General features: G+C 39.9%; 11 protein-coding genes. 5 read left to right on the top strand and 6 right to left on the bottom strand.

Annotated features, from left to right (window positions below; all coding sequences use genetic code 11):
• Positions 1-275: 275 nt before the first annotated feature.
• From JOD18_RS08015 to JOD18_RS08000, 4 genes are all read right to left on the bottom strand, one after another.
• Positions 276-1,259: a ring-cleaving dioxygenase gene (locus JOD18_RS08015; RefSeq protein ID WP_204668434.1), complete on the bottom strand. Its 984-nt coding sequence runs from the start codon at positions 1,257-1,259 to the stop codon at positions 276-278.
• A 259-nt stretch (positions 1,260-1,518) separates the two neighbouring features.
• On the bottom strand, positions 1,519-2,346 hold the full coding sequence (gene nadE / locus JOD18_RS08010; protein ID WP_204668433.1) for an ammonia-dependent NAD(+) synthetase: 828 nt from the start codon (positions 2,344-2,346) through the stop codon (positions 1,519-1,521).
• 18 nt (positions 2,347-2,364) lie between these two features.
• Positions 2,365-3,822, bottom strand: a complete 1,458-nt coding sequence (locus JOD18_RS08005; RefSeq protein WP_204668432.1) for a nicotinate phosphoribosyltransferase — start codon at positions 3,820-3,822, stop codon at positions 2,365-2,367.
• Positions 3,819-4,388: a cysteine hydrolase family protein gene (locus tag JOD18_RS08000; RefSeq protein WP_204668431.1), complete on the bottom strand. Its 570-nt coding sequence runs from the start codon at positions 4,386-4,388 to the stop codon at positions 3,819-3,821. Before JOD18_RS08000 ends, JOD18_RS08005 begins: the two co-directional genes overlap by 4 nt.
• A gap of 230 nt (positions 4,389-4,618) precedes the next feature.
• Here JOD18_RS08000 and JOD18_RS07995 point away from each other — a divergent pair, with 230 nt between their 5' ends.
• The gene (locus tag JOD18_RS07995; RefSeq protein WP_204668430.1) at positions 4,619-5,503 is read left to right on the top strand and encodes a TIGR01777 family oxidoreductase; all 885 of its coding nucleotides are present in this window, start codon (positions 4,619-4,621) and stop codon (positions 5,501-5,503) included.
• Positions 5,504-5,861: 358 nt separating this feature from the next.
• Here the strand turns inward: JOD18_RS07995 and JOD18_RS07990 are convergent, their stop codons facing one another.
• Complete coding sequence (locus JOD18_RS07990) at positions 5,862-7,028, bottom strand: TraB/GumN family protein (protein ID WP_204668429.1); 1,167 nt, start codon at positions 7,026-7,028, stop codon at positions 5,862-5,864.
• Between the two features lie 443 nt (positions 7,029-7,471).
• Here JOD18_RS07990 and JOD18_RS07985 point away from each other — a divergent pair, with 443 nt between their 5' ends.
• The 4 genes from JOD18_RS07985 to JOD18_RS07970 all read left to right on the top strand — a co-directional run bounded on the left by JOD18_RS07985 (position 7,472) and on the right by JOD18_RS07970 (position 11,206).
• Entirely contained in the window at positions 7,472-8,191 is a 720-nt protein-coding gene (locus JOD18_RS07985) for a CAP domain-containing protein (protein WP_204668428.1), read from the top strand.
• A gap of 341 nt (positions 8,192-8,532) precedes the next feature.
• Positions 8,533-9,267, top strand: coding sequence for a helix-turn-helix domain-containing protein (locus tag JOD18_RS07980; RefSeq protein WP_204668427.1), 735 nt, complete (start codon positions 8,533-8,535; stop codon positions 9,265-9,267).
• A 69-nt stretch (positions 9,268-9,336) separates the two neighbouring features.
• Positions 9,337-9,729: a VOC family protein gene (locus tag JOD18_RS07975; protein ID WP_204668426.1), complete on the top strand. Its 393-nt coding sequence runs from the start codon at positions 9,337-9,339 to the stop codon at positions 9,727-9,729.
• A gap of 1,096 nt (positions 9,730-10,825) precedes the next feature.
• Positions 10,826-11,206 (top strand): ACT domain-containing protein, encoded by a 381-nt coding sequence (locus tag JOD18_RS07970; protein WP_204668425.1) that lies wholly within the window; start codon positions 10,826-10,828, stop codon positions 11,204-11,206.
• Positions 11,207-11,254: 48 nt separating this feature from the next.
• On the opposite strand, the gene JOD18_RS07965 is transcribed toward JOD18_RS07970, so the two are convergent.
• The gene (locus tag JOD18_RS07965) at positions 11,255-12,019 is read right to left on the bottom strand and encodes a tyrosine-protein phosphatase (protein WP_204668424.1); all 765 of its coding nucleotides are present in this window, start codon (positions 12,017-12,019) and stop codon (positions 11,255-11,257) included.
• Positions 12,020-12,169: the final 150 nt, after the last annotated feature.

Here is a 12,169-nt window from a genome sequence, read left to right as displayed (position 1 = left end):
ACTTGGTTAAATGCTACTTGTAAAAAAATTTATTTATGGTAGGTGTATTAGAGTTATCCAAAAACTTAAAAAAAGTATTTGACATTGTACGCTGATCTTACAAGTAAAAGACACTTTCAGAGTGTTTTCTATGCGCCTGGCATGACTGCCACTCAGAAAAAGAAACGGCCAGCCGCAGCGAGTGCCTTACTCCATACCTTCTTCGGAGGATATTGCTGAAATAGCTGGCTTTGGATATACTTTCTTTCAAAAAAATGATCAGACATTATGCCTGATCATTCATATTCCTTCTCAAACTGCTGTGTGCTGCGAGTTGTATCAATATGGCGTACCATACCCTCTATCTGATCTCTTTTTCCTTCTAAAAATGGAGGCAGTGACAATTTTTCTCCAAGTGTTTCGTATGGTTCATCGCCCATAAACCCTGGGCCATCTGTTGCCAGTTCAAAGAGAATCTGCGGTGCCACACGGGTATATAGTGATTTAAAGAAGAAACGATCTACATACCCTGAGGTTTGGAAACCGAATTTCCGATAATGCTCATCCCATTGATGTAAGGTTTCTTTATCTTCAATCCGGAAAGCGGCATGATGGACGGTACCATAACCTTGCACTGCCATTGGTAAATCCCTATTTTCCTCGACAATAACCTGTGCTCCATTTCCGCCTTCCCCTACTTCAAATAAATGAAGTTCCGCTTCTTGATCGATTTCGTTAAAAAGCAATACCTTCTCCATTACTTGTTTAAAGTACTTGAAATCTTGAATGCGAACAAAGATGGGACCTAGACCTGTAATGGCATATTCCAATGGAATAGGGCCGTCTTGCCAAGGCACACCAGTCTCTACGCCTTGATTATGCTCATCAGAAACCAATTGATATTGTTGATCATCAAAGTCAACAAAAGAAAGCACCTTTTTACCAAACTGTTCCTGAACTCCTTCATGCTTAACCCCTAAACGGTCAAAACGTTTGACCCAATAATCAATCGCTGCATCGGAAGGGACACGAAAACCTGTCCGATAAATCTCATTTGTGCCATGCTGCCCCTTTGGAATACCTGGGAAATCGAAGAAAGTCATATCTGTTCCTGGACTACCTTTGTCATCCGCAAAAAATAAATGATAGGTTTGAATATCATCTTGATTGACCGTCTTTTTTACTAAACGCATGCCTAAAACATAGGTGAAAAATTTATAGTTCTCTTCCGCACTGCTAGTTATCGCAGTAACATGGTGAATACCTTTTAAACCGTTCATATTATCAACTCCATTGTTTAGAATCTAAATGGATCATGACATTATCACAATCCAATTCACATTTTATTTCGAATTCGAGATAAATATATCAAATATATATACGTAATGCAATCAAAACAACTCAACGAGATTTGTTTCATATTTCTGTTGCCTTTGTTGGCTTTAAGCTGATTAGAAAAACAAAGACTGCCACCCAGCTTATGGTGACAGCCTTTTGATGCTTAACTCTTATATCTGTTCTTCTTGAAAGACGGTTGTATTATTTCCACCAGTCATCAAACACCGTAACCGGTAGCTCACGTTTATGACGTGTTCTTACATACCAGCCTTCAATTGTTTCCGCATCTTGTTCTGAAACAGCTTTACCTTCTAAATAATCATCAATCGCTTCATACGTTACACCTAATGCCTCTTCATCCGGAAGCTGAGGACGGTCACTTTCTAAATCAGCGGTAGGCGTTTTCTTATATAAATGTTCCGGACAGTCCAACATCTCTAAAATAGCCCGGCCTTGACGCTTGGTAAGACCATAGATTGGCAAGATATCGGCCGCTCCATCACCGAACTTGGTGTAGAAGCCTGTCACCGCCTCGGCTGCATGATCGGTACCGACCACTACTCCCTTGCTCATTGCTGCTATATCAAACTGTAACTTCATTCTCTCTCTAGCCTTGGTGTTCCCTTTAACAAATTCACTTATTTCTCCAAAATCAGCTTTAAGAGATTGTTCACTTGCATCCACGGCTGCCTTGATATTGACTCGCACAACACGGCTTGGTTGAATAAACTCCAGTGCATCCATACAATCAGACTCATCTGCTTGGGCCCCATAAGGCAATCGAACCGCAATAAAACGATATTTATCCTGTTCTATTTCCTCATTAAGCTCATTAACAGCTGTTTGACAGATATAACCTGCTAAGGTGGAGTCCTGTCCGCCTGAAATACCTAAAACCACACTTTCTAAGAAAGGGAATTTCGTTAAATAGGCTTTAACAAAATTAACACTGCGACGAAAGGCATCCTTTGGTTTCATTGTAGAATCTACCTTTAAGTTCTTGATAATCTCTTGTTGAAGCGGGCGCATTTTAACTGCTCCTTTCCATTATTCCTTGATATTCTTTACCCTGTTTTTCACATTTCTAATTAGGTTCATTTTATTTTCCCAACAGGCTTCACTTAAGTCTACTGGGTATTCGGCCGGTTTCATGGTTCGTTTATATTCATCCCACAGCAATTCCATATTCCCCATGGCATATTGTTGTATCTCTTCTAAGGAAGGCTGCTGATAATGAATGTTCCCTTTAACTACCACATCTTGGTGTAAGTCTACCGCTGTGAAATCACTGACAAATTTGCTCATGTAGGTGTGAACAGGATGAAACATTTTTAATGATGCTTCTGCTTGCGGATCTTCATTGTCAAGCGCAATATAATCTCCTTCAGAGCGGCCGTCTTTATTATTAATAATACGATAGACTTTTTTACTGCCTGGTGTTGTCACTTTCTCCGGATTCGCGGAGATCTTAATCGTATCTTTCATTTCGCCATCTTCCTCAATAGCCACTAGCTTATACACCCCGCCCAAGGCTGCTTGATCAAATGCAGTAATCAGCTTAGTGCCGATTCCATAGGTATCAATTTCAGCACCTTGTGCTTGTAAGTTTAAGATCGTATATTCATCTAAATCATTAGAGGCAATAATCTTGGCTTCAGGAAAACCCGCATCATCTAACATTTTGCGCGCCTTCTTCGATAAATAGGCCATATCCCCGCTATCCAATCGGATACCTTCAAAGTGAATACGTCCTTCAAATTCCTGTGCCACCCGAATCGCATTTGGTACACCTGAAAGCAGTGTATCATAGGTATCCACAAGGAACACACAATTCTTATGTGTACTGGCATATTTCTTGAAGGCGGTATAATCATCGCGGTAGGCTTGCACCATTGAGTGGGCATGTGTACCTGCAATCGGAATACCAAAAATCTTCCCTGCCCGTACATTACTAGTGGCAGAGAAACCGCCAATATATGCTGCCCGCGTTCCCCACACAGCTGCGTCCATTTCATGTGCACGTCTTGTTCCAAATTCCATGACAGCATGAGAACCAACAACATACTTAATACGGGCTGCTTTGGTAGCAATTAATGTTTGATAATTCACAATATTTAAAAGCGGTGTTTCTATCAACTGTGCCTCTGCCAATGGTGCTTCGATTCGCATTAACGGCTCATTCGCAAACACAACTTCGCCTTCTCTCATCGAACGAATAGACCCACTAAAGCGGAGATTCCGCAAATAATCTAAAAAGTCATCCTTATAGCCGCCAATTTCTTTAAGATACGCAAGGTCACTTTCTGTAAAACCGAAATTTTCGATAAAATCAAGGACACGCTCTAACCCGGCAAATACGGCATAGCCATTATCAAATGGCAGCTTACGAAAATATAGTTCAAATACCGCTTTTTTATCAGCCATGCCGTCACGCCAATACGTTTCGGCCATATTTACTTGATATAAATCGGTGTGTAACATTAAGCTATCGTCTGCATATGTCATGGTTGGTCTCCTCCAAATTCTTTTACCGTCGCTCCTAATGTCTGTTCAAAATGCCCAAGTGCCCATTCATGCCCTGCTTGGCTAAAAGAGGCAACAGCATCTCGATATACAACAATCTGAAAGCCTTTATTATAAGCATCTATAGCTGTATGCAGAATACAGATATCTGTACAGACACCTACTAAATGAACTTCTTGAATATGGCGTTCCCTTAGTTTAATCTCTAAATCTGTACCAGCAAAGGCAGAATATCTCGTCTTATCCATATAATATACATTTTCTTGATCTTGATTCTTCTGATACGTTTCCATTAACCGGCCATAGAGATCTCTGCCCTTCGTTCCACGAATGTTATGTGGCGGAAACAGCTTCGTTTCTGGATGAAAGGAATCATCATGATCATGTACATCGACAGCAAAAACGGTATATGCTCCCTCTTTCACAAACTTCTCCGTAACAGCTACAATATTTGCTTCTAACGCCTGCCCCGGCTTCCCACACGTCAATGCCCCGTCATCAGCGACAAAATCGTATGTATAATCAATATTCAACAATGCTTTTGTCATACGTTATCCCTCTTTTCTTTAGGGTACTATTATTTAATTGTTTATTATAGCAAATGTCACCGCAATTGTCAGAAATATTTCACATATATTTGAATTTTGTTATGCTAGATTTAAGAAGAAAAAATGCAGCAGTTAGTAAAGGGAGATTTTCATCCGTATTGTTTTGTCTCTCAAGTGGGGTAACTATACCTAATAATTAGTATATTGATAAAAGAAAGGAAAGGATACGCATGACAAAAATCGTACTAGCAGGCGGAACAGGTTTTATTGGAAACTATTTCAGAAATCATTTTCAACAAATGGGTTATCAAGTTGAGATGATTGCCAGAAAAGCACCAGCCATTACTTGGAATGATTTTCAGGCGATGGTCGAAGCATTGGAAGGGGCGGAAATGGTGATTAACCTTGCTGGTAAATCGGTTAATTGCCGATACCATTCTCGGAACAGGAGAGAAATTTTACAGTCTCGAATCGGGACGACCAAACTGCTCGGAGATGCCATACAGGCCTGTTCACAGCCTCCTGCATTATGGATTAATGCAAGCACTGCAACCATTTATCGCCATGCAGAAGATCGCCCGATGACAGAAGTCGACGGAGAAATTGGAACTGGCTTTTCTGTGGATGTCGCTGCCAAATGGGAGCAGACCTTTTTTCAATTCCAATTACCACAAACAAGACAGATCGCGCTTAGGATCGCTATCGTATTAGGACCAAACGGCGGTGTTGCAACCCCTTATAAAAACCTTGTCACTTATGGATTGGGCGGACCCCAAGGCAATGGAAAACAGATGTTCAGCTGGATTCATGTTGATGATCTCCTTCATATTGTACTTTTTTTGCGAGACCATCCCCAGCTAAAAGGCGTGTTTAATTGCTCTTCTCCACATCCGTTAACAAACGATCGATTAATGAAGGCATTAAGAAGCAAATTACACCGACCTATTGGTCTGCCAACCCCTAAAGTCTTATTAGAGCTGGGTGCTGTCTTTTTACAAACAGAAACAGAACTTATCCTAAAAAGTCGTTGGGTCTTACCTAAACGTCTGCTGGATGCCGGCTACACCTTTCGCTATCCAACAATTGGACAGACATTACAAGATATATATCGATAAGCACTAGATCATCGTATGAAATTATTTACAACATACACATACTTCTTGTATAATAGAAATAGAATATGGAGTGAGTGTGAGGAACCTCCCCACACTCCTGTGGATTTACTTGGATCGTCGCTTGGCAGAGCGGCGATCCTTCTTTTTCTGTTTTCGATGGTTTATTATAGCCGTTGTTAGATTGATGCAGGCTACGAGTAATCCGATAATCAATACTGCATTGCTTAACACCACATCCATATTCTCACCTCACCCCCTTTCAAGAGAGGGTTGTCCATATTATAACACAAAAGCGAACTTGTGTTCTAGTATAAAATATAAAAAAGGACTTTTCTACTAAAGAAAGCCCTTTTTTCACTTATAGATTATTCAGAAAAACACGGATAATATCTGCACCACCCACAATTGTTCCTAATGAACTGCCTAGGTTAGCTAATACAATCACTAACAGAATTCTTGTTACTTTATTATCCCAAAAGCCTTTAACACTATGGACATCATCTGATAGTGTCTCAAAATCCGATACATGTGGTTTCTTAACCCATGCCTGCACAAATCCTGCAAACCAGCCGGCTGCCAAAAATGGATTCAGCGAAGTAAACGGAGCGGCTACCAAGGCCGTCAATACAGCCAAAGGATGCCCAAAGGCAATAATAACACCGATAGCAGATATCCCGCCATTCCACAACAGCCAGCTGAGAATCTGCTGCCATCCTGCAGTTGGATTCGTCAGGAACGTGTAAAGAATTAAACCAATGACAATCACCGGAATTGACCAGCCGATAATTTTAGGTGCCTTTGATTTCGGCGGCAGCTTAGTTAATTTATCTAAATCATGTTCTCGTTGAATCTCCTTCGTTATCCCTGGCACATGTGCCGCACCTAACACGGCTACAACCTTCTCACCTGGTGCCGTTTTAATCTTTTGTGCCAGATACTGATCCCGCTCATCAATCAGCGGACGTTTTAAAGAAGGAAAGGTTTCTGAAAATTCATTTAAGACACTATCGATAGCATCTTGAGATTTCATTTTTTCTAATTCTTCTTCTGTAATGGTTTCACGGGAGAAAACACCGGCAAATACTTGTGTCAGGAGCATCATTTTTCCTTTCATGCCCATACTTCCCCAAATTCGCGAAAACGTAATCTGGATATTACGATCGGCAAGCACCAGTTCAGCCCCCACCTCTTCAGCAGATTCAATTCCTTGAATCATTTCTTGACCAGGCTTAACGCCAAACTGCTTAGCCATTCGCTTTTGAAACGAGGAGATCGCCAGATTCATTAAAAGAAGGGTTGCCTTCTTTTGTTTAATCACTTGAAAGATGTCCATATCACGCCAGTTACTGCCATTCATTACAGAGTCATATCGCTGCTTATCCAACTCCACACAAACTGAGTCAGGCTGTTCCTGTTCAATTACTTCTTTCACTTGCTCGGCACTCTGTTTGGAGACATGTGCCGTACCAATTAAAATATATTCCTTATCTTCTATCATCAATCTCGTTATATTCTCTTCCGTCATCTTCATTCCTACCTTTTATTTCACATACTTTAAACTTAGATGCAATAAATACTACCTTATTTATTATACGGGATTGTTTCCAAAAAGCATATTATTATTATTTATCCCATCATTTTATATAAAGAAAATGGTTTCGAATAACCATTCATTAAAGCTGTTGAAACCCTTTTCCATGAACATCCACCAATATTTCTTTTTTCGTTACATTCGCAATCTTTCTGATACAAATCGTTACATTTCTCTTTGCTTTCAAAATTGTCAATACCTTATTTTCATATTGTTTTTGCTAACACAACCATGATATTCCATTCTATCATTTCTAGAGGCTTTGCTAGATAAGGAGTTTAAGTAATTCTATTTTTTTATGAAAAATTAACCACAAATATTACAAAAATCATGTGCTATGATATTCACGAATCAAAAACAAAGGAGTGTGTAAGAACATGAACAAGAAAGTAGTTACAGGAATTATCCTCACAGGTGCCGTAACCATTGCCGCTGGTTTCTCAGCTGACAATGTTGCCGCACAATCCTATGAGGTAAAAGACGTCCAGTCCAATGTCTCCGTAGAGCAACACTCTGAATCTAATATTCAGGATGTAATTAATAGATGTGCCATTTCATTCCCAACTGGGCAATGGCAGCAAGAACAAGCAGAACAAGGAAATGCTCCTCAGGCTGAGCAAGAAGAGGGACAAGCTTCTGCCCCAGAACAACCGCAGGCAGAAGAAACAACCTCTGAAGCACCAGAAAAATCAGCTGACGAAAATCAACAAGCTGGTGAGTTAAGTCAATTCGAAGAGCAAGTAGTTGATTTAACTAATCAAGAGCGTGAAAAACAAGGGTTAGCTCCATTAGAAGCAGATGCTGAGCTTAGTAAAGTAGCAAAAGCAAAATCAGAAGATATGGCTAAAAATGGTTATTTCGACCATAACAGCCCAACTTACGGTTCTCCATTCGATATGATGAAACAATTTGGTATCAGCTACCAAACAGCTGGTGAAAACATTGCCAAAGGACAACGTTCACCAGAAGAAGTAGTGGACGCATGGATGAATAGTGAGGGACATAGAGCCAATATTCTTAGCAGTGACTTTACACATATTGGTGTAGGTTATGTAGAGAATGGAAATGTCTGGACACAACAATTCATTGGTAAATAAATAGATGAAAAAACCGCTGGAGATCCAGCGGTTTTTTCTGTTTTATGCGAATTGCGGCCCCCTACCAAAACACCATATTTTCATGTGCCTTGACAGGATTTCATGGCTATTTTACTACTGCAGATGAACTTTGATACGGTAAAAAAAAACTTATAAACCAGGGAATATCCGATACTATGCAAGAAAGTCATGAATAGCAACTTTTTTTCAGTAAAATCAAGCCTGAATACATCACTTTATTTGATATAATGAAGTTGTTAATACAATTAAAAATGAACAATTTATTTTATCAATAATAACCTTCGGCGGTATTGAAACAAATGGCAAGGAGGAAAAGACATATGTACAATCCCAAAGGCAATGGAAAACAAAAAACTATATCACAAGTACAATTTATTGAGGTAGAACCGCCCAGCCATTTGTCTGGCTTGGTGCATCGCTTTTTGGAACTAAAGACTGATACTCCGCTGGCTGATGATTACCTTTTCCATGCCTTGCCCGACTCATGCACCTACCTCATTTTTGATCAGCTAAATCCAGAGATAACAGGTATCACAAAACTCCATGCTACTTCAGAGGAACTAAACCTTGGCAAAGAGTTCCATTATGTCAATATTCGGTTCTTGCCTGGCGTGTGGAAAGGTTCAGCGATCTATGGCATAGTAGACTCGCCTTATACAGGCCTCTTGCCACTTGATGAAACTAACCGCAGACTTGCTGGGCTAGACTTTACTGCCAAACAGTCCGTATTATCTGATCTAGTGGAGCAGCTAATCGAAGAAAAACTGGTAGCGGCAAACCCTGTAACTGAAAAAATATTTGCCCAGATTGATGATATTCACATGGTAGCTGATATGGCAGGTATTGCAGGTGTGTCGACTCGTCAGCTCCAGCGAACTCTGAGACAGACAACGGGATTTGCTCCGCATGATTTTCTTAAGGTACTACGTCTGCAACAGTCACTCGACAGTGACAGTTATTTGTCATATTATGCCGATCAATCGCACTTTATACGCTCGTTTCGCAAAGCCACAGGCTACACACCTGCGAATTATACTAAGAAGTTTGATGTCTGATTTGTACAATACATGTCATCTGCTACTTACTATACTAGACATATATTACTAGTAAAGGAGAGTAAAGATATGTCAAAACAAGCAAACAAAGTAGCATTTTTTGAACTGCCAGCCGATGATATGGCACGGGCAAGTAAGTTTTATGCTGAAGTCTTTGGCTGGGCTACGCCAGAACAAGGCGGCGGCAATTTGTGGGCATATACCACACCAGCCGACGAGCAAGGCAACCCAACAGAGGCAGGAGCTATCAATGGCGATTTTCGTCCGCGCAGCGAAGGATTTGACCGTCCACTTATCATGATTTTGGTTGAAGATGTCGAGGCACAACTGAAAGAAGTAGAGAATGCAGGTGGCAAAGTGGTACACCCCGCACAAGATGAAAGTCAGTTTGGAGGTCCAGTATGGGCTGTTTTTAGCGACACCGAGGGTAACCATGTAGGTATGTATTCGTTTGGGGCATAACGACCATCAACCTGTCCCATCCTTTTATTATGGTAACTGAGGCTGATACCGCAAATAGAATCTGAATAGTATACTGCCAGATAACGTATTTATCATCTGGCGGTATTTTTGTTGTATGGCACTCATAATAAGTACTGTATAACCATATAACTCACTTTTCTAATATGTTTTGTTTCTTTTCTGTCTTACGTTTAAAAGTAATACCTAATAGCACCAGTATGCTTACTAAACCAATCCAAAATAGAACAGAAACTTCAAAGTTCTCGAAATTAATCTGTTTCCTCTCTCCCAGCTGGAAGTTAGTTGAGTTGAACCAATCAGGCCGTTACTGGCTGTTGGATCTCCCACTTAGACATGACGGGTTCCCTTACTTCTTGAAGTGGGAGGCTTACAGCCAGTTACACTGCGATAAGTTTGCGCAAATACATTTATGGTATAATAATATTTTACAATTCTTCTAAAAGAGGGTGCGACACTTGGGCACGCTTCAATTCATGTTCGTTATCCTGAAGATCCTTATAAAGCACACATATCCGGAACTAAATTCAGTGATTTTATAGGTTCAAGCTTTATTATTTACAGCTGCATTATCATCGTTACAGTTTTATTAATATAAGCCGTTATTTTGATGCGAAGAAAGAAGAAAACTGGAGCATATTTCCCTAAAAAAGGCGAATAACTATCAAAACACTGCATTTCCATGTGTCCTGACAAGATTTCAAGGCTATTTCACTATTGTGGAATGAACTTTGCTACGGTAAAAAAATCCTATGAATCAAGGAATATCAGGTACTATGCAAAGAAGCGACATACTTAATAGATATTAACGTTAATCGAGGACGTTCAAAAATTATTATCTCCATCTGCAGTTCCTTACCAAAACTCAAAAAAATCTAGGTCACCAAAGAAGTGACAGCACATATTTATAGAAACACACAACAAAACTGCCGGCCATTTTTCATTCAACTAACTCTTATCTTGTCTTTGTTGCCAATATCGAGATATCGGACATGGCTGTCAAATACTGCCTTTGCTCACTTTCTCGATGTTTTCAGTTTCCCTTACTTTCATCAAAAAAAAAAAGAAGGAGCAAATTATGAAAATAGTGATTTTAAAAGATAACTTATCTGTCATTAAATTAGACCCTCGTGCAAACCCTCCAATAGACACAGTGGGGGAATTATTTTCGATTACTTACACCAAGGAGGAATGCTCTATTGTATGTGCTAGTCAACATCAATTTGAGGCTTATTCCCTGCTGGATAGAGAAGATGACTGGCGCTGCCTCAAAATCGACGGTATTCTAGATTTCTCACTGACAGGTATTTTAGCCAAACTGAGCACCATCCTAGCTGATCATCATATCAGTATTTTTGCCTTATCAACCTTTAATACCGATTATATGTTGGTGAAAGAAAATTCTTTAGAAGAAGCAGTCCGTGTTCTAAAGGAAGCTGGATATACTATTAATGAATAAAAAAACACAAGCCTCTACACCTATAGCGGTAGGGGCTTGTTTAGTCTTTTATTCTAAATAAAAATCTTTCAGTTTGTTTCTCTGTTCAGCTGAAATACCAAGACCTTGTTCTAAAAAGATATCAAAGGCACCGTACTTCTTATCGATCCCGTCTAAGAAAGCACCAATATACTCCACTTTTGCCCCCATCATGCCCTCTAAAAAATCGTCCATTCCCTCATCTTTCGCAGGATGCGGGTTCAAACGCATTAATTGATGTGCATTTTGATTGGTTTTCAAATAATCTTCAATCACAAGCTCCTTCGATACACCCAATGTCATCAAAATCAAGGCGCCGCCGATTCCCGTTCTATCCTTGCCTGCCGTACAATGAAAAACTAATGGCGTTTGTGCTGTATCTAATACCAGATCGATAAACTGACGTAACAAAGACTCTTGATCTACCATCATTCGATTGATTTCTATTAATAGCTGCTCCGGATTAATGTTCTCTGCTAATTCTTGTACATGTTTCTGCTGCTGACGTGGGTCAACTATTTGTTCTTCTTGGATAAGCGATAAAGCTACATGATCAACATCTGCCAACACCGGATCTGGATGGTTATGCCTCTCCATTTCCCCGCGGAAATCACAGATACGCCGAATACCTAACTCCTTTAAATGCTGTTTCCCTTGTTCCGTTACCTGTGATAGATCACCAGATCGATAGAGCAGTCCATACTTGACTCTCCGCCCGTCTGCCGTCAAATAGCCACCTAAATCACGAAAATTAATAGCTCCTTCAATTTGAATAGTTGATTGACTTTGTGACATATGTAACACCCCTTATTCCTATTTCATACTTACTCTCTATTCTACACGAAATGGGAAAGTTGAAGTATTATTTGGTATAAAGAAGGAGACTTAGCTTGATATCATCATATGAGCAAACAAACCTCCTAATTATCACTTTTTTTGATAAAA

The organism is Gracilibacillus alcaliphilus, from assembly GCF_016909015.1.
In the GTDB taxonomy this organism is placed as follows: Bacteria; Bacillota; Bacilli; order Bacillales; family Amphibacillaceae; genus Gracilibacillus; species Gracilibacillus alcaliphilus.
Note: the sequence above shows the minus strand (reverse complement) of the source record. Positions and strands in the feature narration are given on the sequence as shown.

What these genes read in the sequence shown, in the direction of transcription:
- JOD18_RS08015 (WP_204668434.1), bottom strand. Translation starts at nt 1,259, where the DNA reads ATGAACGGTTTAAAAGGTATTCACCATGTTACTGCGATAACTAGCAGT.
- nadE (WP_204668433.1), bottom strand. Translation starts at nt 2,346, where the DNA reads ATGCGCCCGCTTCAACAAGAGATTATCAAGAACTTAAAGGTAGATTCT.
- JOD18_RS08005 (WP_204668432.1), bottom strand. Translation starts at nt 3,822, where the DNA reads ATGACATATGCAGACGATAGCTTAATGTTACACACCGATTTATATCAA.
- JOD18_RS08000 (WP_204668431.1), bottom strand. Translation starts at nt 4,388, where the DNA reads ATGACAAAAGCATTGTTGAATATTGATTATACATACGATTTTGTCGCT.
- JOD18_RS07995 (WP_204668430.1), top strand. Translation starts at nt 4,619, where the DNA reads ATGACAAAAATCGTACTAGCAGGCGGAACAGGTTTTATTGGAAACTAT.
- JOD18_RS07990 (WP_204668429.1), bottom strand. Translation starts at nt 7,028, where the DNA reads ATGACGGAAGAGAATATAACGAGATTGATGATAGAAGATAAGGAATAT.
- JOD18_RS07985 (WP_204668428.1), top strand. Translation starts at nt 7,472, where the DNA reads ATGAACAAGAAAGTAGTTACAGGAATTATCCTCACAGGTGCCGTAACC.
- JOD18_RS07980 (WP_204668427.1), top strand. Translation starts at nt 8,533, where the DNA reads ATGTACAATCCCAAAGGCAATGGAAAACAAAAAACTATATCACAAGTA.
- JOD18_RS07975 (WP_204668426.1), top strand. Translation starts at nt 9,337, where the DNA reads ATGTCAAAACAAGCAAACAAAGTAGCATTTTTTGAACTGCCAGCCGAT.
- JOD18_RS07970 (WP_204668425.1), top strand. Translation starts at nt 10,826, where the DNA reads ATGAAAATAGTGATTTTAAAAGATAACTTATCTGTCATTAAATTAGAC.
- JOD18_RS07965 (WP_204668424.1), bottom strand. Translation starts at nt 12,019, where the DNA reads ATGTCACAAAGTCAATCAACTATTCAAATTGAAGGAGCTATTAATTTT.